Source organism: Mycolicibacterium litorale (assembly GCF_010731695.1).
Taxonomy (GTDB): Bacteria; Actinomycetota; Actinomycetes; order Mycobacteriales; family Mycobacteriaceae; genus Mycobacterium; species Mycobacterium litorale.
This window is the reverse complement of the sequence record NZ_AP022586.1, coordinates 3,644,733-3,667,882: the sequence shown is the minus strand read 5'-3', so window position 1 is coordinate 3,667,882 and position 23,150 is coordinate 3,644,733. Positions and strand designations below refer to the sequence as shown.

The 23,150-nt window shown below is 70.0% G+C and carries 28 protein-coding genes; 20 read left to right on the top strand and 8 right to left on the bottom strand.

Going from position 1 to position 23,150, the window contains the following annotated elements; all coding sequences use genetic code 11:
• Positions 1-20: 20 nt before the first annotated feature.
• From G6N30_RS17480 to deoC, 3 genes are read left to right on the top strand one after another with little or no spacing between them, the layout of a single operon-like run.
• Positions 21-305, top strand: coding sequence for a DUF2516 family protein (locus G6N30_RS17480; protein WP_134054927.1), 285 nt, complete (start codon positions 21-23; stop codon positions 303-305).
• 4 nt (positions 306-309) lie between these two features.
• Positions 310-735 carry a DUF2599 domain-containing protein gene (locus tag G6N30_RS17475; protein WP_134054925.1) on the top strand — a complete coding sequence of 142 codons (426 nt, stop codon included), beginning with the start codon at positions 310-312 and terminating at the stop codon, positions 733-735.
• Complete coding sequence (deoC, locus tag G6N30_RS17470) at positions 735-1,415, top strand: deoxyribose-phosphate aldolase (protein WP_134054923.1); 681 nt, start codon at positions 735-737, stop codon at positions 1,413-1,415. Before G6N30_RS17475 ends, deoC begins: the two co-directional genes overlap by 1 nt.
• A 3-nt stretch (positions 1,416-1,418) precedes the next feature.
• Here the strand turns inward: deoC and G6N30_RS17465 are convergent, their stop codons facing one another.
• Genes G6N30_RS17465 through G6N30_RS17445 form a run of 5 tightly spaced genes read right to left on the bottom strand, consistent with a single transcriptional unit; the run spans position 1,419 to position 4,958 of the window.
• Positions 1,419-2,288: an LmeA family phospholipid-binding protein gene (locus tag G6N30_RS17465; RefSeq protein ID WP_134054921.1), complete on the bottom strand. Its 870-nt coding sequence runs from the start codon at positions 2,286-2,288 to the stop codon at positions 1,419-1,421.
• Positions 2,285-3,100 carry a carbon-nitrogen hydrolase family protein gene (locus tag G6N30_RS17460; RefSeq protein WP_134054919.1) on the bottom strand — a complete coding sequence of 272 codons (816 nt, stop codon included), beginning with the start codon at positions 3,098-3,100 and terminating at the stop codon, positions 2,285-2,287. The genes G6N30_RS17465 and G6N30_RS17460 overlap by 4 nt, the downstream gene beginning before the upstream one ends.
• Before the next feature lie 10 nt (positions 3,101-3,110).
• Positions 3,111-3,905, bottom strand: a complete 795-nt coding sequence (locus tag G6N30_RS17455; protein WP_163687645.1) for a class I SAM-dependent methyltransferase — start codon at positions 3,903-3,905, stop codon at positions 3,111-3,113.
• 4 nt (positions 3,906-3,909) lie between these two features.
• Entirely contained in the window at positions 3,910-4,425 is a 516-nt protein-coding gene (locus G6N30_RS17450) for a DUF2505 domain-containing protein (protein ID WP_234880163.1), read from the bottom strand.
• A 23-nt stretch (positions 4,426-4,448) separates the two neighbouring features.
• On the bottom strand, positions 4,449-4,958 hold the full coding sequence (locus G6N30_RS17445; protein ID WP_134054917.1) for a DUF2505 domain-containing protein: 510 nt from the start codon (positions 4,956-4,958) through the stop codon (positions 4,449-4,451).
• Positions 4,959-4,984: 26 nt separating this feature from the next.
• Here G6N30_RS17445 and G6N30_RS17440 point away from each other — a divergent pair, with 26 nt between their 5' ends.
• Together G6N30_RS17440 and G6N30_RS17435 are read left to right on the top strand one after the other, a co-directional pair.
• Positions 4,985-6,037 (top strand): UDP-N-acetylmuramate dehydrogenase, encoded by a 1,053-nt coding sequence (locus tag G6N30_RS17440; protein ID WP_134054915.1) that lies wholly within the window; start codon positions 4,985-4,987, stop codon positions 6,035-6,037.
• 15 nt (positions 6,038-6,052) lie between these two features.
• Entirely contained in the window at positions 6,053-7,345 is a 1,293-nt protein-coding gene (locus tag G6N30_RS17435; RefSeq protein ID WP_134054913.1) for a L,D-transpeptidase, read from the top strand.
• A gap of 9 nt (positions 7,346-7,354) precedes the next feature.
• On the opposite strand, the gene G6N30_RS17430 is transcribed toward G6N30_RS17435, so the two are convergent.
• On the bottom strand, positions 7,355-8,122 hold the full coding sequence (locus G6N30_RS17430; protein WP_134054911.1) for an SDR family oxidoreductase: 768 nt from the start codon (positions 8,120-8,122) through the stop codon (positions 7,355-7,357).
• Between the two features lie 182 nt (positions 8,123-8,304).
• On the opposite strand from G6N30_RS17430, the gene G6N30_RS17425 reads away from it, so the two are divergent.
• The 6 genes from G6N30_RS17425 to regX all read left to right on the top strand — a co-directional run bounded on the left by G6N30_RS17425 (position 8,305) and on the right by regX (position 14,287).
• Entirely contained in the window at positions 8,305-9,618 is a 1,314-nt protein-coding gene (locus G6N30_RS17425; protein ID WP_134054909.1) for an ROK family protein, read from the top strand.
• 35 nt (positions 9,619-9,653) lie between these two features.
• Positions 9,654-10,973: a D-inositol-3-phosphate glycosyltransferase gene (mshA, locus tag G6N30_RS17420; protein WP_134054907.1), complete on the top strand. Its 1,320-nt coding sequence runs from the start codon at positions 9,654-9,656 to the stop codon at positions 10,971-10,973.
• Complete coding sequence (locus tag G6N30_RS17415; protein ID WP_134054905.1) at positions 10,970-11,500, top strand: type III secretion system chaperone family protein; 531 nt, start codon at positions 10,970-10,972, stop codon at positions 11,498-11,500. The genes mshA and G6N30_RS17415 overlap by 4 nt, the downstream gene beginning before the upstream one ends.
• Positions 11,501-11,542: 42 nt before the next feature.
• Positions 11,543-12,289 (top strand): phosphoglyceromutase, encoded by a 747-nt coding sequence (locus G6N30_RS17410; RefSeq protein WP_134054903.1) that lies wholly within the window; start codon positions 11,543-11,545, stop codon positions 12,287-12,289.
• A 117-nt stretch (positions 12,290-12,406) separates the two neighbouring features.
• Positions 12,407-13,585 (top strand): PAS domain-containing sensor histidine kinase, encoded by a 1,179-nt coding sequence (locus G6N30_RS17405; protein ID WP_134054901.1) that lies wholly within the window; start codon positions 12,407-12,409, stop codon positions 13,583-13,585.
• A gap of 15 nt (positions 13,586-13,600) precedes the next feature.
• Positions 13,601-14,287 carry a two-component sensory transduction protein RegX gene (regX, locus tag G6N30_RS17400; protein ID WP_134054899.1) on the top strand — a complete coding sequence of 229 codons (687 nt, stop codon included), beginning with the start codon at positions 13,601-13,603 and terminating at the stop codon, positions 14,285-14,287.
• 128 nt (positions 14,288-14,415) lie between these two features.
• Here the strand turns inward: regX and G6N30_RS17395 are convergent, their stop codons facing one another.
• Complete coding sequence (locus G6N30_RS17395; RefSeq protein ID WP_134055381.1) at positions 14,416-14,703, bottom strand: YciI family protein; 288 nt, start codon at positions 14,701-14,703, stop codon at positions 14,416-14,418.
• A gap of 11 nt (positions 14,704-14,714) precedes the next feature.
• Positions 14,715-15,491: a DUF3109 family protein gene (locus G6N30_RS17390; protein WP_134054897.1), complete on the bottom strand. Its 777-nt coding sequence runs from the start codon at positions 15,489-15,491 to the stop codon at positions 14,715-14,717.
• A 96-nt stretch (positions 15,492-15,587) separates the two neighbouring features.
• On the opposite strand from G6N30_RS17390, the gene G6N30_RS17385 reads away from it, so the two are divergent.
• The 9 genes from G6N30_RS17385 (at position 15,588) to G6N30_RS17345 (ending at position 23,148) form a co-directional block, all read left to right on the top strand.
• Positions 15,588-16,634, top strand: coding sequence for a Ppx/GppA family phosphatase (locus G6N30_RS17385; RefSeq protein ID WP_134054895.1), 1,047 nt, complete (start codon positions 15,588-15,590; stop codon positions 16,632-16,634).
• Complete coding sequence (locus tag G6N30_RS17380; RefSeq protein ID WP_134054893.1) at positions 16,631-17,680, top strand: Rv0497 family membrane protein; 1,050 nt, start codon at positions 16,631-16,633, stop codon at positions 17,678-17,680. The genes G6N30_RS17385 and G6N30_RS17380 overlap by 4 nt, the downstream gene beginning before the upstream one ends.
• A gap of 7 nt (positions 17,681-17,687) precedes the next feature.
• Entirely contained in the window at positions 17,688-18,533 is an 846-nt protein-coding gene (locus G6N30_RS17375) for a sugar phosphate isomerase/epimerase family protein (RefSeq protein WP_134054891.1), read from the top strand.
• An 18-nt stretch (positions 18,534-18,551) separates the two neighbouring features.
• The gene (locus G6N30_RS17370; protein ID WP_134054889.1) at positions 18,552-19,364 is read left to right on the top strand and encodes a thioesterase family protein; all 813 of its coding nucleotides are present in this window, start codon (positions 18,552-18,554) and stop codon (positions 19,362-19,364) included.
• Positions 19,365-19,421: 57 nt separating this feature from the next.
• Complete coding sequence (gene proC / locus G6N30_RS17365; RefSeq protein ID WP_179965478.1) at positions 19,422-20,294, top strand: pyrroline-5-carboxylate reductase; 873 nt, start codon at positions 19,422-19,424, stop codon at positions 20,292-20,294.
• A 138-nt stretch (positions 20,295-20,432) separates the two neighbouring features.
• A complete protein-coding gene (locus G6N30_RS17360; protein ID WP_134054885.1) occupies positions 20,433-20,687 on the top strand; it encodes a helix-turn-helix domain-containing protein in 255 nt (84 codons plus the stop codon).
• 139 nt (positions 20,688-20,826) lie between these two features.
• Positions 20,827-20,928 carry a 30S ribosomal protein bS22 gene (locus G6N30_RS17355; RefSeq protein ID WP_003402602.1) on the top strand — a complete coding sequence of 34 codons (102 nt, stop codon included), beginning with the start codon at positions 20,827-20,829 and terminating at the stop codon, positions 20,926-20,928.
• A gap of 48 nt (positions 20,929-20,976) precedes the next feature.
• Positions 20,977-22,050 (top strand): SDR family oxidoreductase, encoded by a 1,074-nt coding sequence (locus G6N30_RS17350; RefSeq protein WP_134054883.1) that lies wholly within the window; start codon positions 20,977-20,979, stop codon positions 22,048-22,050.
• Between the two features lie 33 nt (positions 22,051-22,083).
• Positions 22,084-23,148, top strand: a complete 1,065-nt coding sequence (locus G6N30_RS17345) for a lysophospholipid acyltransferase family protein (protein WP_134054881.1) — start codon at positions 22,084-22,086, stop codon at positions 23,146-23,148.
• The last annotated feature ends 2 nt before the right edge of the window (positions 23,149-23,150 follow it).

Below are 23,150 nucleotides of genomic sequence, written 5' to 3'. Positions count from 1 at the left end.
CGCCCGCATAGGCTGGTGAGGTGATACTTGCCGACCTTGCGGGCGTCATCGTCCTGGGTCTCGTCCTGATCGTGTTGGTCGTCGGCGTGTACTCGTTCGTCCACGCCGCCATACAGCGCACCGACGCCTACACCGCGGCCGGGAAACTCACCAAGCCGGTATGGCTGGCGATCCTCGGCGGCGGTGTGCTCGTCCTGCTGCTGTTCCGCGATGCGTTCGGGGCCGCGGTGTGCGCCTGCGCGGCCGGTGTCTACCTGGTCGACGTGCGGCCGAAGATCCTCGAGATCCAGGGAAAGTCGCGGTAGGTCGGTGCGCTTCTCCTTCGCCGCCGTGACGGCGGCCCTCGTCCTGCCACTCTCCCTCTCGCCGTTGGCCGTCGCGCCGGACGCGTCCGCGCAGCCCGCCCCGCCGCCGCCCTACATCGACCACGTCACGTGGGCCAAGTGGGGCGATCTGTCCAGCCTGCGCGTCTATCCGACGCCTGCGGGCCGGCAGGCCGCCGGTGAGGTCGGCACGGTCGCGGCCGCCGAACAGGCCTGGGCCGAGGTGCTCGCCGCCTCACCCGACGCCGCGATCCCCGGCATGCGCGAACAGTTCGACTGCCACTGGCAGTTCGCCGAGTTCGTCCAGCCAGGGAAGGCCAGCTGGAACCTCGAGCCGTGGCGCCCGGAGGTCGACGCCGCGCAGATGGTGGCCGCCGGCTGCAACCCCGGCGGTACCGAAGAACCGTTCTGATGGGCACGTGGAGCCGCGAAGCCGTGGCGGCACTCGTCGACCACACACTCCTCAAACCCGAGGCCAACGAGGGCGACGTCGACATGCTCGTGCAGGACGCCGCAGAACTCGGGGTCTACGCGGTCTGTGTGTCGCCGTCGATGGTGTCCGCCGCCATGCGTGCGCGCCCGTTCAGGACGAAGGTCGGCGCGGTCGTCGGATTCCCGTCCGGTAAACACGTCCCGGCCGTCAAGGCGCACGAGGCCGCGCTCGCCGTCGCGGCGGGCGCCGACGAAATCGACATGGTGATCGACGTGGGCGCCGCCCTGGCCGGCGACATCGACGCGGTGTACGCCGACATCCTCGGGGTCCGCGCCGCGATCGGTGAGCGCACGCTGCTGAAGGTGATTGTGGAATCGGCCGCACTGCTCGAATTCGGCGGGAGCCCGGTGCTGGTCGACGCCTGCCGGGCCGCGGCGGCCGCCGGCGCCGAGTACGTCAAGACCTCGACGGGATTTCACCCGTGCGGCGGCGCCTCGGTGACCGCGGTGGAGATCATGGTCGCGACCGTCGGGCCCACGCTCGAGGTCAAAGCCAGCGGCGGTATCCGGACCGCGGCGGACGCGGTCGCGATGCTCGACGCGGGTGCCAGACGGTTGGGGCTGTCCGGCACCCGCGCCGTGCTCGACGGTCTGGGCTGAGCGTCAGAGACCGTTGAAGCAGGGGTCCTCGCCGCCCTTCGGGATCTCCGCGTTCTGCGACGACAACAGCGCGGTGATTCCGGTGTCGGTGACCTCGATGCTCTGCGCCTTGATGTCCATCGGATAGTTCTCCGTGAGTCCGGCGGTGAACGCGTTCAGCGCGGGCTGCACGGCCTCGCGGGGCAGCGTGAACCCCAGCCCGGTCAGCTGCTGTACCTGCAGCGTGATCCCGCCGTTGGCGACCTCGGGTTTGGCGACGATGTTGCCGAGCGCACCCTCCAGCTCGATGGTGCCCTCCGCCGGGTTGGTGGTCACCCCGGTGAGAAAGCTGCCGAACAGGGGGATCGCGTCCTGGACCGTCTGGGTGATGCCCTCTGACGACCAGGTGACGTTCACTGCCAGCGAGCCCATGGAGCCGCTGGAGTTCGCGGAGTCCTCCAGGCGGACGTCCTTGATGTCGATACCGACCTTCATGCCCTTGGCGTTGCGGATCTGGTTGCCCGCGGTCTCGATGTTGATGTTCGTGTAGTGGCCGGTCATGTGCTGCAGCAGGAACGGCGGCAGCGCGTCGAAGGATGCGGTGGCCTCGTCCTCCACGACGCAGGACACCACCCGCGACACCACGTCGTCGGCGCGGTTGCGGGCGTACAGCTCGCCGCCGAGCAGGCCGGCGGCGATGAGCGCCACGACGATGACGACCGCCAGCACGATGGACAGCGGATCGCTGAACACGTCCCTGAGCTTGGTCAGCAGCGAGCCGCGGCCCTTCGGTTGCGCGCCGGGATCGGGCGCCGACGGCGGCGCACCCTGCGGAAACGGCGGGGGAGGCGGGACTGGCGGCTGGTCGGCCGGACGGGCCCAGGGATCAGTCACGCCCGCGATTCTGCCTTACCTGGCGAGTCGACCTCCGCGCGGTTGTCCAGCACGGCGATGGTCTCCCGCACCTTGCGCGCGGCCTCGAGGTCGAGGTCGGTGACCAACAACTGCGGGTCCGCACCCGCTGAGGCCAGCACCTCTCCGGTCGCCGAGGCGATCAGGCTGCCGCCGATCCCGGTCGGTCCGGAGGCCGCCACCTCGTCACCGGGATAGGCCTGGTCGACGGCGGCGAGGTACCCGGTGGTGTCGAGCGCGCGCGCCCGCGCCAGCAGCGTCCACTGGTCGAGCTTGCCCGGCCCGGCGCCCCACGACGCGTGCACGGTGATGAGCTGCGCGCCGCGGCGGGCCAGCTCCACGTAGAGCTCGGGGAAGCGGATGTCGTAACAGGTCGTCAGGCCGACCTCGACACCCGCGACGCTGATCGTGACGGGCTCGGAACCTGCTGCGACAGTGCGGGATTCGCGGAACCCGAACGCGTCGTAGAGGTGGATCTTGTGGTAGTGGGCGTCCACCCCGCCGCCGGCCGCGACCAACGTGTTGAGGACTCGGCCGTCATCGCTGGGGGTGAACATCCCGGCGACGACGGTGACCCCGGCCCGCGCGGCGATGGACCGCACCGCGGCGGCCCATGGTCCGTCGAGTGGTTCGGCGACCGGCCCGAGCGGGACACCGAACCGGCACATCGTCGCCTCCGGGAACAGCACCAGTTGCGCGCCGGCGTCGACGGCGCGGCCGGTGAAGTCCTCGACGATCTCGAGGTTCGCCGCAGGGTCGGTGCCCGCGACGATCTGCGCACACGCGATCCGCATACGCCCGAGCCTACGGGGGCGCGACCGTCGCCCACGGCACGGTGAGCACCCCGTCTCGCATCCGGCGCCGTGGCGGCTCGACCGGGAAGTCCTCCTCGGCCAGCAGGTCCAGCATCGCGCGCCAGCGGATCCGCGGGCCGAACACACCGTGACCCGCCGCGCTGGCCCACGCCCGGTCCGCCGCGGTGAGCAGTCGGTGGATCGGCTGCCCCGGCACGTTGTGGTGGATCAGCACCTTCGGGAGCCGTTCGGCGAGATCCGACGGTCGATCGATCGCGAACGGATCGCACGCCAGCGTCAGACTGACCGGGCCCGCGGAGTCCAGCAGTACCCACGCGCACCGGCGGCCGAGCTCGTCACACGTGCCGTCGACCACCAGACCGCCCGGCGCCACCCGGCTACGCATCACGTCCCACGCGCCGGGCACCGCGTCGACCGGATACTGGCGCAACACGTTGAACGCCCGCACCAGCACCGGTCGTAGCCCCGCCAATTCGAAACCGCCGAGTGCGAATTCGACCTCCGCCGGGGCGGCCGCGCGGGCGGCCGCCACGCGTTCGGGGTGGATCTCCAGGCCGACCACGCGGACGTCGGGCCGCACCGAGCGCAGCCGGGCCGCCAACTCCAGCGTGGTGACCGGCAGTGCGCCGTAGCCGAGGTCGACGACCAGCGGGTCGGCGGCCGACAGCAGCGCGGTCCGCACCCGCGGGGAGTGCACGAGCCAGCGGTCGCTGCGGCGCAGCCGGTTGTGTCCGGTGGTGCCGCGGGTGAGGACGCCGATCGGGGTGTGCGGCCGCTGCGTCATCGGATCAGCGGCGGCCGGTGACCCAGTCGGCGGTGAAGCGCTGTTCACCGTCGAACAGAGTGCGCATGTTGCTCAGGATCAGGTCTTCGAGGGTGCCGCCCACCAGCGGTATGGAGACCTTGCAGTAGCTGCGCACCAGCAGGTGGCTGCCGGACCCGGCGTCGGCCAGTTCGTAGCGGCCGCGGAGCCGTCCCGGTGCGCGTGGCATGGTCGCCGCGAAGGTGCCGTCGGCACGGGCGGCGGTGTCGTCGAACGGATCGAAGTGCTGTTCGCGGGTGATCACCATGTCGACGGGCATCACCTTGCGCGCGATGGGCGGCAGGTCGTCGTGCGGCATCACCTGGCGCAGCGCGATGTCGGTGCCGCGCGCGTCAGAGCGGAACAGGGTGAGTTCGGTACGCGGGTTGAACGACCGGTACACCTCGGTCAATCCGCGCCAGTAGTCCTCGGAGGTGAACTGGGCGTGGACGTGCGCGGCGGGCACGTCGAACGTGACGGTGTGCTCCATCCGCCGGCCCATGGGACCTCACGGTACGCGCCTGGTCAGACGTTCTCGGTGATCCACACCGTGGTGAACCGTTGCTCGGCGATGATCAGGTCCACCAGCCCGGTGCCGATGAAGTTCTCGATCTTCCCGCCGACCAGGGGGACCCGCACCTCGACGGTCACCTTCAGTTCCAGCCGGGCACCGCCGGCGGCACTGGGCGCGAGCACCGCCGTCCCGGTCAGCGTGACCGGAGCGCCGGGGATGGAGCCGGTGACCGTCGCGTTGGCCACTCCGTCGCGGACACCGGTCCACGTCTCCTCCCGCTGGATCGACAGGTCGCCGCGGTGGAACTGCGCGACCACACCGGGCAGCCGGTCGGCGCGCAGGATCTGGGTGGTGGTGACGTCGATGCTGCCGTCCTCGCCGACGGTCATGGCGTCGAGCGTCGCCGCGTCGGCGCCCGAGTCGGCCAGCCGTGCCAGCCAGTACTGTTCGTCGGCGAACGCCCGGTGCACCTCTTCGACGGTGCCCTCGTAGTCGGCGGCCAAGTCGAATGAGCGCGGCATAGCCCGCCACGCTACCGTTACCGCCCGTGACCGGTCAGGAACTCGCGGGCGCGGTGGTGGAAGCCGACGTCGCGCTGGCGCCGCTGACCACGCTGCGGGTCGGGCCCGTCGCGCGCCGACTGGTCACCGCCGCGAGCACCGAACAGCTCGTCGCCGCGCTGCGCGCCCCCGCCACCCGCGATGCGCTGGTCCTGGCCGGCGGCTCGAACGTGGTGCTGGCCGACGACATCGACGACCTCACGGTGATCCGCATCGCCAACACCGAGATCACCGTGCAGGACGGCCTCGTATGCGCGGAGGCGGGCGCGAACTGGGACGACGTCGTGGTCACCGCGCTCGCGCACGGGCTCGGCGGGTTGGAATGCCTGTCGGGCATTCCGGGTTCGGCGGGCGCCACCCCGGTGCAGAACGTGGGGGCCTACGGGGCCGAGGTCGCCGACACCATCCGGCGGGTCCGGCTGTTCGACCGCCGCACCGGCCGCGACGGTTGGGTGACGCCGGAGCAGATGGCGTTCGGGTACCGCACCAGCGTGCTCAAGCACTCCGCCCACGCGGTCGTGCTCGAGGTGGAGTTCGCGCTCGACGTCGAGGGCCGCAGCGCACCGCTGCGCTACGGGGAGCTCGCCCGGACCTTGGACGTCGAGCCGGGCAGCCGCGCCGATCCCGTCCTGGTGCGCGAGGCGGTGCTGGGCCTGCGCCGCGGGAAGGGCATGGTGCTCGACGAACCCGACCGCGACACGTGGAGCGTCGGCTCGTTCTTCACCAACCCGGTGGTGCCGGCAACGGAGTACGAACGCCTCCTCGCCGAGGTCGACGGACCCGTGCCCAGCTATCCCGCCGCGGACGGTGTGAAGCTGGCCGCCGGCTGGCTGGTCGAGCACGCGGGTTTCGGCAAGGGCTACCCCGGGGACGACGCCCCCGCCCGGTTGTCGACCAAACACGCGCTTGCTGTGACCAATCGGGGTGAGGCCACCTCCGCCGACGTGATCGCGCTGGCCAGGACGGTGCGCGACGGTGTGCGCGCGGCGTTCGGGATCGAACTCACACCCGAGCCGACGCTGGTCGGCTGCGCCCTCTAGGTATGTTGGTTACACGTGAGTGCCGCCGACAAGCTGCCGCCCATCAATCGGCGGCGCGCCCTGACCGCTCTGGCGGTCGGTCTCGTCGCGCCCGGAGCCCTCGCCGCCTGCAGCCGGTCGGCCAGCAACACCCCTGAGCCCGCGGAAGCACCCGCCTCGGCGTCGCTGTCGTTCACCCCGGCCACCTCCGCCACCGACGTGGCCCCCACCGAACCGGTGCGCGTCGAGGTCACCGGCGGCTGGTTCCAGCGGGTGGCGCTGACCAACTCCGAGGGCAAGGCCGTCGCGGGCGCGCTGAACCAGGACCGCAACGTCTTCACCGTGAGCGAACCGCTCGGCTACGGCGTGACCTACAGCTGGTCCGGTTCGGCGGTGGGCGAGGACGGCAAGGCCGTACCCGTCAAGGGCGAGTTCACCACGCTCGATCCGTCCACCCAGGTCAGCGGTCAGTTCCAGCTGTCCGACGGGCAGACCGTCGGCGTCGCCGCGCCCATCATCCTGCAGTTCGACGCCTCGATCGACGACGCGGACCGCGCGACGGTCGAGAAGTCGCTGTCGGTCACCACGAACCCGCCCACCGAGGGCAGCTGGGCCTGGCTGCCCGATGAGGCCGCCGGGTCCCGGGTGCACTGGCGCAGCAAGGAGTACTTCGCCCCGGGTACGACGGTGCGGGTCGACGCGAAGCTCTACGGCGTGAAGTTCGGCGAGGACGCCTACGGCGCGGCCGACGCGTCGCTCGACTTCTCCATCGGCCGCCGCCAGGTCGTGAAGGCCGAGGCGTCGAGCCACCGCATCCAGGTCATCGACCAGGGCGGCGCGGTCATCATGGACTTCCCGTGCAGCTACGGCGAGGGCGATCTGGACCGCAACGTCACCCGCAGCGGCATCCACGTGGTCACCGAGAAGTACGAGGACTTCTACATGACCAACCCCGCCGCGGGCTACGCCAATGTGCGCGAGCGCTTCGCGGTGCGGATCTCCAACAACGGTGAGTTCATCCACGCCAACCCGGCCAGCTCCGGTGCGCAGGGCAACAGCAACGTGACCAACGGCTGCATCAACCTGTCGATCACCGACGCCGAGCAGTACTTCCGCACCGCCGTCTACGGCGATCCGGTCGAGGTCACCGGCACCCGCATCCAGCTGTCCTACGCCGACGGCGACATCTGGGACTGGGCGGTGTCGTGGGACGAGTGGAAGTCGATGTCGGCGCTGTCGGACGAGAACGCGCCGACCGGAATCCCGAGCACCGCACCGGTCACGCCGACCGGCGCCCCGCAACCCGTCAACGGGCGCCCCGGCGGCTGACCCTTTCGGTCAGCGGCGGTTGAAGCGTGACCCGCTGGCGCCGCTGACCTGGTCGCGCGGACGGACCACGATCAGGTCCAGGTCGACATGAGACGGGCGGCTGGCGACGAACCCGATCACGTCGGCGATGTCCTCGGCCACCAGCGGCGTCACGCCCTGGTAGACCTTCTCGGCGCGTTCCTCGTCGCCTTCGAACCGGTTCAGTGAGAACTCGGTCTTCACCATGCCGGGCGCGACTTCGGTGAGCCGCACGGGTTTTCCGAGCAGCTCGCTGCGCAGCGTGCGGTGCAGAACGCCCTGGGCGTGTTTGGCCGAGGTGTAGCCGGCCCCGTTGTCGTAGATCTCCACCGCGGCGATCGAGGTGACGGTGACGATCAACCCGTCACCGGAGTCGATCAGCTTGGGCAGCAGTGCGCGGGTGACCAGCAGGGTGCCGAGCACATTGGACTCCCACATCCACCGCCAGTGCTCGATGTCGGCCTCGGCGACGGGGTCCAGCCCGCGGGCGCCGCCGGCGTTGTTGACCAGTACGGAAACCGGACCGGCGATGCGGTCCAGCGCGTCGGCGAGTGCGGACACCGCTTCGGTGGACGTGACGTCCGCCACAATCGCGGTGCCGCCGATCTCCTCCGCGAGCGCCTTGATGGGTGCCTCGCGCCGGGCCACGCAGACGACGTGAAAGCCCTGTGCAGCAAGGGTTCTCGCGGTCGCTTCGCCGATTCCGGCACTGGCGCCGGTGACCACCGCGACGCGTCGGCCGTCTCCAGGAGTCGTCATCTGCCCAACTCTAGTCAGCGTGCTAGATTCGCTTCGTGTTCTCCGGTGGTCAGGCATTCGACGCGCGGCACTGTTGTTGTCGTCGCGCACTTCGCCGCGCCTGACCGAACCGAGGGATCAGTCCCGTTTGAGTCGCAGGTGTGGCCAGGACCCACCCGCCGACTCTCCCGAAGGACCATCCCGTGCGTGCCACCACTCTCCCTTCCGCCCCTGCCGTTGCGACCACCGTGCGTCGCCTGCCCGCCTCGAAGCGGCCGCTCGCGGCGGCATCGCCGCGCCTCACCCACCAACGTCACGTCGTCGCCCCGGCGCTGAAAGTCGCTGACGCGGCGGCCGCGTCGGTCTTCGCCGCCGCGCGGATGCGCGGTCCGATCGCCCGCGACGCCATCGCCCGCGTCACCGGCCTGAGCATTGCGACTGTGAATCGGCAGGTCAGCGCGCTGCTCGACGCCGCCATCCTGCGCGAGCGGGCCGACCTCGCGGTCTCGGGCGCCATCGGCCGGCCGCGGGTGCCGGTCGAGGTCAACCACGAACCGTTCCTCACCCTCGGCATCCACATCGGCGCCAAGACCACGAGCATCGTGGCGACGGACCTGTTCGGCCGGACCCTCGACGTGGTGGAGACGCCGACGCCGCGGGGTCCGCAGGAGGCGGCGCTCGCGGTGCTGTCGGCCAGCGCCCGCAAATACCTGAGCCGGTGGCACCGGCGCCGTCCGCTGTGGGTCGGCGTGGCCGCGGGCGGTGTGGTCGACGGGATCACCGGACATCTGGACCATCCCCGGCTGGGCTGGTCGCAGGCGCCCGTCGGGCCGGTGCTCGCCGAATCGCTGGGGTTGCCGGTGTCGGTCGCCTCGCACGTCGACGCGATGGCCGGGGCGGAACTGTTGCTCGGCTCCCGTCGGCCGTCGGTCGCGCCGTCGTCGACGAGCCTCTACGTCTACGCCAGGGAGACCGTCGGTTTCGCACTGTCGATCGACGGCCGGGTGCACTCGCCGACCAGCGGTCCGGGCACCATCGCCGCGCTGCCCGCGCAGTCTGAATTGCTCGGTGGCAGTGGTCAACTGGAGTCGACGGTCAGCGACGAGGCGGTGCTCACCGCCGCCCGCAGGCAGCGGATCATCCCGGCCGAGGGGCCGGCGTCGTCGATGGCCGCGGTGCTGCGCACGGCGCGGCAGGGCAACGACGCGGCGCAGGCGCTGCTCGGGGAACGGGCCCGGGTGCTCGGCGAGGCGGTGGCGTTGCTGCGGGACATGCTCAACCCCGACGACCTGGTGGTCGGCGGCCAGGCGTTCACCGAGTATCCCGAAGCCATGCCGCTGGTCGAGGCGGCGTTCGCCGCACGGTCGGTGCTGCCGGCGCGCGACATCCGGCTCACCACCTTCGGCAACCGCGTGCAGGAAGCCGGCGCAGGCGTGGTGTCACTCGGCGGGCTCTACGCCGACCCGATCGCCGCGATGCGGCGGTCGCTGCCGCGCCGCCCCGAAGCGGCGTCGTGACGGCCCGTCGCTGACCGGGGTGTAGACATGAGTGTGTGCGCCTAGCAACGGACCAGCTCGGTAGGCCGCCCCAGCGCGTGGCCGTGTTGTCGGTGCACACGTCGCCGCTGGCGCAGCCCGGCACCGGGGATGCCGGCGGTATGAACGTCTACGTCCTGCAGAGCGCATTGCACATGGCGCGCCGCGGCGTCGAGGTGGAGATCTTCACGCGCGCCACCACATCGGCCGATCCGCCGGTCGTACGGGTGGCGCCGGGCGTCTTGGTCCGCAACGTCGTGGCCGGCCCCTTCGAGGGGCTCGACAAGTACGACCTGCCCACTCAGCTGTGCGCGTTCACCGCCGGGGTGCTGCGCGCCGAGGCCACCCACGAACCCGGCTACTACGACATCGTGCACTCGCACTACTGGCTGTCCGGTCAGGTCGGCTGGCTGGCCCGCGACCGCTGGGCGGTGCCGCTGGTGCACACCGCGCACACGCTGGCGGCGGTGAAGAACGCGGCACTGGCCGAAGGCGACTCACCCGAACCGCCGCTGCGCGCGGTCGGTGAGCAGCAGGTGGTCGACGAGGCCGACCGGTTGATCGTGAACACCGAACTCGAAGCCGAGCAACTGGTTTCGCTGCACCACGCCGACCGGTCACGGATCGACGTCGTGCATCCCGGCGTCGACCTGGACACCTTCACCCCCGGCGACCGCGGCGAGGCCCGCGCCGCGCTGGGCCTGGACCAGCGCGAGACCGTGGTCGCGTTCGTCGGACGCATCCAACCGCTCAAGGCGCCCGACATCCTGCTGCGCGCGGCGGCAAAGCTGCCCGACGTGCGGGTGCTGGTCGCGGGCGGCCCGTCGGGCAGCGGTCTGGCCGCGCCGGACACCCTGGTTGCGCTGGCCGACGAGTTGGGTATCTCGGAGCGCGTGACGTTTCTTCCGCCGCAGTCGCGCGAGGATCTCGTGCGGGTGTACCGCGCCGCGGATCTGGTTGCGGTACCGAGTTACTCGGAGTCGTTCGGGCTGGTCGCGGTCGAGGCGCAGGCCTGCGGCACCCCGGTGGTGGCCGCCGCGGTCGGCGGGCTGCCGGTGGCGGTGCGCGACGGGGTGACCGGTGCGCTGGTCGACGGGCACGACGTCGGCGACTGGGCGCACACCATCGACACGCTGCTGTCGCGCGGGCCGCACACCATGCGGCAGGCCGCGGTCGAGCATGCGGCCACATTCTCCTGGGCGCACACCGTCGACGATCTGCTGGCCAGCTACGGCCGGGCGATCAGCGACTACCGCGACCGGCACCCCCGTGGCGACGAGACGCTGTCCCGCCGCACCGCGCGCCGGTTCTCACGACGACGGGGGGTCCGGGCATGAGCGTTCGGCAGACGATCGTCGACACCCTGGAAGAACACGATCTGACCTACACGTTCCACGAGGGCGCCCACGGCGGACTGCCGGGCATCATCGTGGAACTGCCCGGCGAGCGCCGGCTGAAGACCAACACGATCCTGTCGATCGGTGAGCATTCGGTCCGGATCGAGGCGTTCGTCTGCCGCAAGCCCGACGAGAACCACGAGGGTGTCTACCGGTTCTTGCTCAAACGCAACCGGCGGCTCTACGGGGTGGCCTACACCCTCGACAACGTCGGCGACATCTACCTGGTGGGTCGGATGGCGCTGCATGCGGTCACCCCCGACGAGGTCGACCGCATCCTCGGCCAGGTGCTCGAGGCCGTCGACTCCGACTTCAACACCCTGCTCGAACTCGGGTTCCGCACGTCCATCCAGAAGGAGTGGGAGTGGCGGGTCTCGCGCGGCGAGTCGCTGAAGAACCTCCGGGCGTTCCGTCACCTCATCGACGACCCCGACGGTCAACCGCCTGCGAACGGCACCTCGGCCTGACGGTCGAGGTGCGGTTCGCGGCCCCCGTGAGAAGATCCACCCATGGGAGATTCCACGCTGATCCTGCTCCGTCACGGCGAGAGCGAATGGAACGCGCTGAACCTGTTCACCGGCTGGGTCGACGTCGACCTGACCGAGAAGGGCAGGGCGGAGGCCGCGCGGGCCGGTGAGCTGATGGCCGATCTCGACCGGCTGCCCGACGTGCTGTACACCTCGCTGCTGCGCCGGGCGATCACGACGGCGAACATCGCGCTCGACAAGGCCGACCGGCACTGGATCCCCGTGCACCGCGACTGGCGGCTCAACGAGCGGCACTACGGCGCGCTGCAGGGCCTGAACAAGGCCGAGACCAAGGAGCGCTACGGCGAGGAGCAGTTCATGGCCTGGCGGCGCAGCTACGACACCCCGCCCCCGCCGATCGAGAAGGGCAGCGAGTTCAGCCAGGACAGCGACCCGCGCTACGCCGACATCGACGGCGGACCGCTGACCGAATGCCTGGCCGACGTGGTCGCCCGTTTCGTGCCGTACTTCGAGCAGACGATCGTGCCGGACCTGCGCGAGGGCAAGACCGTGCTGATCGCCGCGCACGGCAACTCGCTGCGCGCGCTGGTCAAGTACCTCGACGGCATGTCCGACGAGGACGTGGTCGGCCTGAACATCCCGACCGGGATCCCGCTGCGCTACGACCTCGACTCGGATCTGAAGCCCAAGGTGGTCGGCGGCACCTACCTCGACCCGGAGGCCGCGGCGGCCGGGGCGGCCGCCGTCGCCTCGCAGGGCGCGAAGTAAGGCCTTACACGAACACCCGGTGAACGACGGCCGAACTCCTGCGTTTCGAATTGTGACTTGTCTCGATTTGGCCGCACGCTGCTGGGATGACGTTCACCGCATGCGTACGATTTTCGCGTGAGTGTGGTTTCCGCGCTGCTGTTGACGGCAGTCGTGGCGCTACTCACGCTGATGGTGGGCGTGGGAGTGGGCGTCGCGCTCACCCCGCGGGTGGCGGAGCGCCGTCGGAGGCGCGCGGCCGAGACCGCGGGGATCACGGTGTCGCAGATGCTCGCGCACATCGTCTCGTCGTCGCCGGTCGGCATCGTGGTCGTCGACAAGTTCCGTGACGTGGTCTACAGCAATACCCGGGCCGCCGAGCTGGGCCTGGTCAGGGAGCGGCTGCTCGACGAACGGGCGTGGCAGGCCGCGCAGCGCACGCTGAGCACCGGCGAGGACGTGCAGGTCGATCTGTCGCCGCGCAAGGTCGCCCACCCCGGCCGGTCGGGGCTGTCGGTGCGGGGCACGGTGCGGCTGCTCACCGGAGCGGACCGCCGCTTCGCGGTCGTCTACGTCGACGACCAGTCCGAGTACGCGAGGATGGAAGCGACTCGCCGGGATTTCGTCGCCAACGTCAGCCACGAACTCAAGACCCCGGTCGGCGCGATGGGACTGCTCGCCGAAGCGCTGCTCGCCTCGGCCGACGACCCCGAGACCGTGCGCCACTTCGCCGACAAGATGGTCGCCGAGGCGCACCGGCTCGCCGACATGGTGGGCGAGCTGATCGAACTGTCCCGGCTCCAAGGTGCCGAGCGGCTGCCCGACCTCGGCGCCGTCGACGTCGACACCGTGGTGGCCGAGGCGCTGTCGCGGCACAAGGTGGCCGCCGACAACGCCGACATCGAGGTCACCACCGACGCGCCGACCGGCTACAAGGTGCTGGGGGACCAGCCGCTGCTGGTCACCGCGCTGGCCAATCTCGTCTCGAACGCCATCGCCTACTCGCCGAGGGGGACCTCGGTGTCGGTGAGCCGGCGACGCCGCGGCAACAACATCGAGATCTCGGTGACCGATCGCGGGATCGGCATCGACAAGGACGACCAGGAGCGGGTCTTCGAACGCTTCTTCCGCGTCGACAAGGCCAGGTCGCGAGCGACCGGCGGGACCGGTCTGGGCCTGGCCATCGTCAAGCACGTCGCCGCCAATCACAACGGAGCCATCCGGCTGTGGAGTCAGCCGGGCACCGGATCGACGTTCACGCTGTCGATTCCGGCCTACCCCCACTCCGAAGATCCGGACGAGGGACCTACCCAATAGGAGGACGCGAGACCCATGACCAGTGTGTTGATCGTGGAGGACGAGGAGTCCTTGGCCGATCCCCTGGCCTTCCTGCTGCGCAAGGAGGGGTTCGAGACCACCATCGTGGCTGACGGGCCCTCGGCGCTGGCCGAATTCGACCGTGCGGGCGCCGACATCGTGTTGCTCGACCTGATGCTGCCCGGGATGAGCGGCACCGACGTGTGCAAGCAGTTGCGTGCCCGGTCCAGCGTTCCGGTGATCATGGTGACGGCGCGGGACAGCGAGATCGACAAGGTCGTCGGCCTGGAACTCGGCGCCGATGACTACGTCACGAAGCCGTATTCGGCGCGCGAACTGATCGCCAGGATCCGCGCCGTGCTGCGCCGCGGCACCGACGTCGACGATGCGGGCATCCCCGACGGTGTGCTCGAGGCCGGACCCGTCCGGATGGACGTCGAACGGCACGTGGTCAGCGTCAACGGTGAGTCGATCACGTTGCCGCTCAAGGAGTTCGACCTCCTCGAGTACCTGATGCGCAACAGCGGACGGGTGCTGACCCGCGGCCAGCTGATCGACCGGGTGTGGGGTGCGGACTATGTCGGCGACACCAAGACCCTCGACGTTCACGTCAAGCGGCTGCGGTCGAAGATCGAGGCCGATCCGGCCAACCCGGTGCATCTGGTCACCGTGCGCGGCCTGGGCTACAAGCTGGAGGGCTGAGGCCGCACAGCGACGGGAAGTGCAGCGCGCTACCCGGGTGGGTGGTGTGGGTGCGCCCGCCCGGGTAGCGCCACACCACGGCGTCGTGGGCGTGCAGCGTGCCCCACACCGCTGGGGATGAAGCGGGACTATCCCGTCGTCCCGCCCATGATCTCGAAGACCTCGAACGTGTTGACGCCGGCGAGGATCGACGGATCCCGCCGTCCGATCTCCAGCACCTCCGCCCGGTCCGCGGCGCGCAGCACGCCCAACCCCCAGACACCCTCCGGATCGGCCACCGGACCGTAGACCACGACCTTCCCGGCCGCGAGCAGCTCACGCCAGTAGTCCTGGTGGCCGGCCATCGCCTGCTGTTCGTCGGCCGTCATGGTCTGGGCGAAGTCGGCCCGCGGCGGCACCAGCTTGAACAGGAACAACCCCTGGGCGGTCACTGCGCCGCCCGGGTCGCCGGATGCACCGCGATCAGCCCGAGACCGCTGCGCCGCCGGCACATGGCCGCCAGCTCCGCGTAGGCCTTCTCGCCGAGCAGTTCGGTCAATTCCGGGCCGTAGGACTCGTACACCTGCCGCGCGCCGACATGGGCGGCCGGATCGCCCGTGCAGTACCAGTGCAGGTCGGCCCCGCCCTCACCCCAGCCGCGACGGTCGTACTCGGTGATCGTCGTCTTGAGGATCTCCGAACCGTCCGGCCGCGTCACCCAGTCCTGGGTGCGGCGGATCGGCAACTGCCAGCACACATCCGGCTTCATCGTCAGCGGTTCCACACCCAGCTTCAGGGCCTTGCTGTGCAGCGCGCAGCCGATGCCGCCGGGGAATCCCGGCCGGTTGAGAAAGATGCAGGCGCCCTTGTACTTCCGGGTCCGCAGGTTGGGCTTGTCGTCGTACTCGTCCATCTCGAGATAGCCCTTCTTGCCCAGGCCCTTCTCGCGGAACTGCCAGTCCTCGGCGGTCAGCTGTGTGACGGCGTCGTCGAGGCGGGCCCGGTCGTCGTCATCGGACAGGAACGCCCCGTGCGAGCAGCACCCGTCGTCCGGTCGGCCCTCGACGGTGCCCTGGCAGGCCGGCGTCCCGAAGACGCACGTCCACCGCGACAGCAACCACGTCATGTCCGCGGCGATCAGGTGCTCGGAATTGTCCGGGTCGTAGAACTCGACCCACTCACGGGCGAAGTCGAGCTCCACCTCGCCGGGATGGACTGGCATCACGGATGTCAACGCTACCCGCCCCGCCGGGGCGCCGCGCCGCACCTGACAGGGGTGTCGGCGCGTGGCCGCACCGGGTCGACGGACTAGGTTGGAACCGTGCGATTGGGCGTGCTCGACGTGGGCAGCAACACTGTCCACCTGCTTGTGGTGGATGCGCGGCGGGGAGGGCACCCGACTCCGATGAGCTCGACCAAGGCGTCGCTGCGGCTGGCCGAGGCAATCGACGACTCCGGCAAGCTCACCCGCAAGGGCGCCGACCGGCTCGTGGACACCGTCGACGAGTTCGCCAAGATCGCCGCGAGTTCCGGGTGCGCGGAGATGATGGCGTTCGCCACCTCCGCGGTGCGCGACGCGACCAACTCCGAGGACGTGCTGGCACGCGTGCTCGCCGAGACCGGGGTGCGGCTGCGGGTGCTCAGCGGCGTCGACGAATCGCGGTTGACGTTCCTGGCCGTGCGGCGCTGGTACGGCTGGAGCGCCGGCCGCATCATCAACATCGACATCGGCGGCGGCTCGTTGGAGCTGTCGAACGGCGTCGACGAGGAACCCGAGGTCGCGCTGTCGTTGCCGCTGGGTGCCGGCCGGCTGACCCGCGAGTGGCTGCCCGACGATCCGCCCGGCCGGCGCCGCGTGGCGATGCTGCGCGACTGGCTGGCCACCGAACTGTCGGATGCCAGCGCACAACTGCTCGACGCGGGCGATCCGGACCTGACCGTCGCGACGTCGAAGACGTTCCGGAGCCTGGCGCGGCTCACCGGAGCGGCCCCGTCGGGGGCCGGGCCGCGGGTCAAACGGACGCTGACGGCGACCGGGTTGAGGCAGCTCATAGCTTTCATCTCTAGGATGACCGCGGCCGACCGAGCGGAATTGGAAGGGGTGAGTGCCGAGCGAGCGCCACAGATCGTGGCCGGAGCGTTGGTGGCTGAGGCAAGCATGCGGGCACTCGGTATCGAGTCCGTGGACATCTGCCCGTGGGCGTTGCGGGAGGGCCTGATTCTGCGGAAACTCGACAGTGAAGCCGACGGCAGCCCCTTCGTGAGCAGCGTCGGCGGTGTCGACGAACTCGCCGCGGCGGGGAAGCCCGTGCGGGATGCTGGACCCAAGGCGCTCAGCCCGACTGCCACTAAAGGCAACACACGATGACAGAACCAGAGAACAGCTCCAGCAGCACCCGGCCGATCTCCGTCGCGGAGTTGCTGGCGAAGAACGGCACCATCGGCGCGCCTCCTGTCGGGGGCAGGCGCCGGCGCCGCCGCGGCAACGCCGACGCGGTGACGGTCGCCGAGCTCACCGGTGAGATCCCGATCATCACCGATCGCCCCCGCGACACCACCACCGACGAGACCGGCCGCATCCCGGTCAACGGCGCCGCGCAGCCGACGCTCACCGAACCCGCCCCGGAGGTCACCCCCGCCCCGGACGAGCTCGACGCGACCGAGACGACCGACGTCACCGAGACCGTCGAGCCGGTGGTGCCCGAGGCCCCGGCACCCGAGCCTGCCGATGCAGAACCCGAGACGGACGAGGTCGAGGTCGAGGTCGTCGAGATCGAGGTCGTCGAGAACGAGCCGGCCACGACCCGCGAGCGGGACGCCGTCGGCGCCGACGCCATGAGCCCCGACCCGCTCATCGACGACGACGACGAGTCGGCGGACCTGCTCGACCCCGCGATGGAACTCGACGAGCCCGCACTCCTCGAACGCTCCGACGACGACGATGACGAGCTGCCGTCCTACCTGCGGTCGTCGGCGGGCCCGCTGTTCGGCGGCGGCACCGTCGCCGACGACCTCGCCCGCAAGCGCGGTGACACCGACACCATCGACGACGAACTCGACGACGTCGACGATGCCGATCTGATCGAGGCCGACCTGGCCGAGGACGACCTCGACGAGCAGGACCTGCGCGACGAGGCGCCTGCCGATCGCATGTCGGCGTTCCTGCGCGGCGCCTGGATCGTCGGCCAGTGCATCATCGCGGTCGCGTTCGGTGCGGGCCTGTTCATCGCCTTCGACCAGCTGTGGAAGTGGAACAACATCGTCGCCCTGGTGCTGTCGGTGCTGGTCATCCTCGGGCTCGTGGTCGGGGTCCGCGTCGTGCGCAAGACCGAGGACATCGGCAGCACACTGATCGCCGTGGCGGTGGGCGCGCTGGTCACCCTGGGGCCGCTGGCGTTGCTGCAGTCCGGCTAGTCACCCTGTGCGCCCCGCGATCAAGGTCGGTCTCTCCACGGCCTCGGTCTATCCGCTGAGGACCGAGGCCGCCTTCGAGTACGCCGCACGCCTCGGTTACGACGGTGTCGAGCTGATGGTGTGGGCCGAAGCGGTCAGCCAGGACGTCGACGCCGTCGCCAAGCTCTCCGAGCGCTACGGCGTGCCCGTGCTGTCCGTGCACGCCCCCTGTCTGCTGATCTCGCAGCGGGTGTGGGGGGCCAACCCGATCCCGAAACTCGACCGCAGCGTGCGCGCGGCGGAACAACTGGGCGCGCAGACGGTCGTCGTACACCCGCCGTTCCGCTGGCAGCGCCGCTACGCCGAGGGGTTCAGCGAGCAGGTCGCCGAGCTCGAGGCGGGCAGCGACGTGATGGTCGCGGTGGAGAACATGTTCCCGTTCCGCGCCGACCGGTTCTTCGGCGGCGGCCAGTCCTCGATCGAGCGGATGCGCAAACGCGGCGGCAGGCCGGGGCCCGGCATCTCGGCGTTCGCGCCGTCCTACGACCCGCTGGACGGCGAGCACGCGCACTACACGCTCGACCTCTCGCACACGGCCACCGCGGGCACCGACGCCCTCGAGATGGCGCAGCGAATGGGCGACGGCCTGGTGCACCTGCATCTGTGCGACGGCAGCGGCGCTTCGGCCGACGAGCACCTCGTGCCCGGCCGCGGGACCCAGCCGACCGCCGAGGTGTGCCAGATGCTGGCGGGCGGCGACTTCAGCGGGCATGTGATCCTCGAGGTGACCACGTCCGGGGCGCGCACCGCCAACGAGCGCGAGGCACTGCTGCGCGAATCGCTGCAGTACGCCCGGGAACACCTGCTGCGCTGACCGACGGAGGACCCCCGCATGTCCGGTTCGACCCTGTTCGCCGATGCCATGGCGCTGACCGCGCTGGGCGACGGCGTGTACCGCGGTGAGCTCAACGAGCACTGGACGATCGGCCCGAAGGTGCACGGCGGCGCGATGCTGGCGCTGTGCGCGAACGCCGCTCGCATCGAGCACGCCGGCGGCGTCGAGCCGATCGCGGTGTCCGCCAACTTCCTGTGGGCGCCGGATCCGGGGGAGATGCAGGTGGTCGCCACCGTGCGCAAGCGCGGGCGACGGGTCAGCTTGATCGACGTCGAACTCAACCAGGGGGACAGGACCGCCGTGCGCGCGGCGATCACGCTCGGCGAGCCCGAGCACGATGTCGCCCCGTTGTTGTCGGCGAACCCGGTGGTGCCGCTGATGACGCCGGAGCCGCCGCCCGGGCTGGAGCCGATCGGCCCGGGGCATCACATGGCCGACATCGTGCACCTCGCGCACGGCTGCGACATCCGGCCGTCGCTGACGACGATGGCGCCGCGCTCCGACGGCGGGCCGCCGGTGATCGAGTACTGGGTGCGGCCGCGCGACGCCGCCCCGGACGTCCTCTTCGCGCTGCTGTGCGGTGACGTGTCGGCTCCGGTGACCTTCGGGGTCAACCGCTTCGGCTGGGCGCCCACGGTGCAGCTGACGGCCTATCTGAGGGCCCGCCCGGCCGACGGGTGGCTGCGGGTCATCTGCACGACGACGCAGATCGGCCAGGAGTGGTTCGACGAGGACCACATCGTGGTCGACTGCGAGGGCAGCATCGTCGTGCAGAGCCGGCAGTTGGCGATGGTGCCCGCCGCGCAGTGACCCACGGCTGACGCGCCGGATGACGACGCCCGCGCCGGACGTGCCATGCTTTGGCGCATGGCCAGAATCGCGATCATCGGTGGCGGAAGTATGGGCGAGGCACTGCTGTCCGGCATGCTCCGGGCGGGCAGGCAGGTCAAGGATCTGGTGGTCGCCGAGAAGTATCCGGAGCGCGCGAAGTTCCTCGCCGAGAAGCACTCCGTGTTGGTCACCTCCGTCGTGGAGGCCATCGACAACGCCGACTACATCATCGTCGCGGTGAAGCCTGCCGACGTCGAGCACGTCATCGACGACATCGCCGAAGCCGCCGCCAACGCCGACACCGACACCGCCGAACAGGTTTTCGTGACCGTCGCGGCCGGGGTGTCGACGGCGTACTACGAGAACAAGCTGCCCGCGGGTGCGCCGGTGATCCGCGCGATGCCCAACGCGCCGGTCGTCGTCGGCGGCGGGGTCAGCGCGCTGGCCGCAGGCCGGTTCGCGACCGCGGAGCACCTGCGGGAGGTCTCGGCGATCTTCGACTCCGTCGGCGGTGTGCTGACGGTGCCCGAGTCGCAGCTGGATGCGGTCACCGCGGTGTCGGGGTCCGGTCCCGCCTACTTCTTCCTGATGGTGGAGGCACTGGTGGACGCCGCCGTCGCCAACGGGCTGTCGCGCACGGTGGCCACCGACCTGGTGGTGCAGACGATGGCCGGTTCGGCGGCGATGCTGCTCGAGCGCCTCGACGACGCGCAACCGGTGGGCGATGCCGCCATGGGTACGGCAATGGACACCACCGCGGCGCAGCTTCGCGCTACCGTTACCTCACCGGCCGGTACCACCGCCGCTGGGCTGCGAGAACTCGAGCGCGGTGGGTTCCGGGCGGCGGTGGCCAACGCGGTCGACGCCGCCAAAACCCGCTCTGAGCAGCTAGGAATTACATCAGAGTAGTTCATCGAATTCCGATGGATTAGCCCACACCCGTCGCAGTAACCCCATCCGCCACGCTATTCTCCTCGTGTATGCACGGGTCGGTGCCAGCGGTGGGGAAGCCGCTGGAACTGCCCGCGCCTGATGGATTGGGTTGCGATGACGTCTATGAACGGGCCATCGGCACGTGACTCGGCTGGCGGTAAGCGGGACAGCAATGCCTCCGACGGCCAGCCACGGGCTCAATTCCTCACGGTCGCCGAAGTGGCGAGCCTGATGAGGGTCAGCAAGATGACGGTGTACCGCCTGGTGCACAACGGTGAACTGCCCGCTGTGCGGGTGGGCCGGTCGTTCCGGGTGCACGCCAAAGCCGTCCACGACATGTTGGAGAGTTCGTACTTCGACGCCGGCTGAGCGGGCCGGGAGGCACCGACGTTTTCGTTCACCTGCGCCCCTTGGGTAAGGTGTCCGGGTTGGACGTCAATCCGGACGTCGGGCCGATCGCTGGGTCGGGCCCCGAGTCGGACCGAGGAAAACGTAGGTAGCGGAGTTCATGGGTTCAGTCATCAAGAAGCGGCGTAAGCGCATGTCGAAGAAGAAGCACCGCAAGCTGCTTCGTCGGACACGGGTGCAGCGCAGAAAACTCGGCAAGTAGCTCTCAGGCGTTCACCCGGGTGCTCTCAGTCGCAGCCGTTAGTCTGGCGTGGTGAATTCCAGCGCCTCGGGTGACGCCGGTCCGTACCCGAAGGTGGTGCTGGTCACCGGGGCGTGCCGGTTCCTGGGTGGATACCTGATTGCCCGGCTGGCGCAGAATCCGCTGATCAACCAGGTGATCGCCGTCGACGCGGTGGCGCCGAGCAAGGACCTGCTACGGCGGATGGGCCGCGCCGAATTCGTCCGGGCGGATATTCGTAACCCGTTCATCGCCAAGGTGATTCGCAATGGCGATGTGGACACGGTGGTGCACGCCGCCGCGGCGTCGTACGCGCCGCGGGCCGGTGGCCGCGTCACGTTGAAAGAGCTCAACGTGATGGGCGCGATCCAGCTCTTCGCGGCGTGCCAGAAGGCGCCGTCGGTGCGTCGGGTGATCCTCAAGTCCACCTCCGAGGTGTACGGCTCGAGCCCGCGGGACCCGGTGATGTTCACCGAGAACAGCGACGCCCGCCGCCCACCGGGGGAGGGCTTCGCTCGCGACAGTATCGACATCGAGGGTTACGCCCGCGGGCTCGGACGGCGCCGCTCGGACATCACGGTCACCATCCTGCGGCTGGCGAACATGATCGGACCGGCGATGGACACCGCGCTGTCGCGGTACCTGGCGGGGCCGGTGGTGCCGACGGTGCTCGGGCAGGACGCACGCCTGCAGCTGCTGCACGAACAGGACGCCCTCGGTGCGCTGGAGCGTGCGACGATCGCCGGCAAGGCGGGCACGTTCAACGTCGGCGCATCCGGAATCATCATGATGAGTCAGGCGATTCGGCGTTCCGGGCGGGTCGCGCTGCCGGTGCCGCGTTCGGCGCTTTCGCTTGTCGACTCGCTGAGACGGGCAACCCGATACACTGAACTCGATCGCGAACAGCTGAATTACTTGAGTTACGGCCGGGTCATGGACACCACGCGCATGCGTGAAGTCCTCGGTTATAACCCAAAGTGGACCACGGCGGAAGCTTTTGACGATTACGTGCGTGGTCGTGGACTGACGCCGATCGTTGATCCACGATGGGTACGGTCGATGGAGGACCGCGCTGTTGCCGTGGCGCAGCGCTGGGGACGTTAGAGAAGACTGACGGATCGGTGGGGTGAAGAGTACGTGTCGGGCGATTCAAGAGCCAAAGTCATTCCACTGCATGGGAATTCGGGGCGGAACGCGGCGAGGCGGGCGGCTCAGCGCTCGGACAGCGCCCGTCGTCACCCCTCCCTGCTGTCCGACCCCGGTGGCCGGGCCTCGGCCGAGCAGATCGCCGCGGTGGTGCGCGAGATCGATCAGCACCGCGCCGGCGCCGCCGGCGGCGCCCCGGTAGAGGACACCCCCACCGAACTCGCCAAGCGCATCGCCGCGGTCGCCGAGTTCGTCCGCAAGCGGATGTCGGGCGACTACACCGTCGACGAGTTCGGCTTCGACGAACACCTCAACAGCAGCGTCTTCCTGCCGATCCTGCGGGTGCTGTTCAACTCGTGGTTCCGCGTCGAGGTCAGCGGTATCGAGAACCTGCCCGCCGAGGGCGCGGCGCTGGTGGTGGCCAACCACGCCGGCGTGTTGCCCTTCGATGGGCTGATGACCTCGGTGGCGGTGAAGGACAAGCACCCCGCCCACCGCGACCTGCGCCTGCTGGCCGCCGACCTGGTGTTCGACCTGCCCATGGTCGGACAGGCCGCCCGCAAGGCCGGCCACACCATGGCGTGCACCTCCGACGCGCACCGGCTGCTGGCGGCCGGTGAGCTGACCGCGGTGTTCCCGGAGGGCTACAAGGGGCTCGGCAAGCAGTTCAAGGACCGGTACAAGCTGCAGCGGTTCGGCCGGGGCGGCTTCGTCTCGGCCGCACTGCGCACCAAGGCGCCGATCGTGCCGTGCTCGATCGTCGGGTCCGAGGAGATCTACCCGATGATGGCCGACGTCAAGCTGCTGGCGCGACTACTGGGCCTGCCGTACTTCCCGGTGACACCGCTGTTCCCGGTGGCCGGTCCGCTGGGGCTGGTGCCGCTGCCGTCGAAGTGGCACATCCAGTTCGGTGAGCCGATCTCGACCGCGGAGTACGACGAGTCCGCCGCCGACGATCCGATGATCACCTTCGAGCTGACCGATCAGGTGCGCGAGACCATCCAGCAGACGCTCTATCAGCTGCTCGCCGGCCGCCGGAACATGTTCTTCGGCTGACC

Bases quoted from the DNA above. Each gene is read 5' to 3' on its own strand.
- deoC (WP_134054923.1), top strand. From the start codon at position 735: ATGGGCACGTGGAGCCGCGAAGCCGTGGCGGCACTCGTCGACCACACA.
- G6N30_RS17460 (WP_134054919.1), bottom strand. From the start codon at position 3,100: ATGCGGATCGCGTGTGCGCAGATCGTCGCGGGCACCGACCCTGCGGCG.
- G6N30_RS17455 (WP_163687645.1), bottom strand. From the start codon at position 3,905: ATGACGCAGCGGCCGCACACCCCGATCGGCGTCCTCACCCGCGGCACC.
- G6N30_RS17450 (WP_234880163.1), bottom strand. From the start codon at position 4,425: ATGGGCCGGCGGATGGAGCACACCGTCACGTTCGACGTGCCCGCCGCG.
- G6N30_RS17445 (WP_134054917.1), bottom strand. From the start codon at position 4,958: ATGCCGCGCTCATTCGACTTGGCCGCCGACTACGAGGGCACCGTCGAA.
- G6N30_RS17430 (WP_134054911.1), bottom strand. From the start codon at position 8,122: ATGACGACTCCTGGAGACGGCCGACGCGTCGCGGTGGTCACCGGCGCC.
- G6N30_RS17415 (WP_134054905.1), top strand. From the start codon at position 10,970: ATGAGCGTTCGGCAGACGATCGTCGACACCCTGGAAGAACACGATCTG.
- G6N30_RS17410 (WP_134054903.1), top strand. From the start codon at position 11,543: ATGGGAGATTCCACGCTGATCCTGCTCCGTCACGGCGAGAGCGAATGG.
- regX (WP_134054899.1), top strand. From the start codon at position 13,601: ATGACCAGTGTGTTGATCGTGGAGGACGAGGAGTCCTTGGCCGATCCC.
- G6N30_RS17380 (WP_134054893.1), top strand. From the start codon at position 16,631: ATGACAGAACCAGAGAACAGCTCCAGCAGCACCCGGCCGATCTCCGTC.
- G6N30_RS17370 (WP_134054889.1), top strand. From the start codon at position 18,552: ATGTCCGGTTCGACCCTGTTCGCCGATGCCATGGCGCTGACCGCGCTG.
- proC (WP_179965478.1), top strand. From the start codon at position 19,422: ATGGCCAGAATCGCGATCATCGGTGGCGGAAGTATGGGCGAGGCACTG.
- G6N30_RS17360 (WP_134054885.1), top strand. From the start codon at position 20,433: ATGACGTCTATGAACGGGCCATCGGCACGTGACTCGGCTGGCGGTAAG.
- G6N30_RS17355 (WP_003402602.1), top strand. From the start codon at position 20,827: ATGGGTTCAGTCATCAAGAAGCGGCGTAAGCGCATGTCGAAGAAGAAG.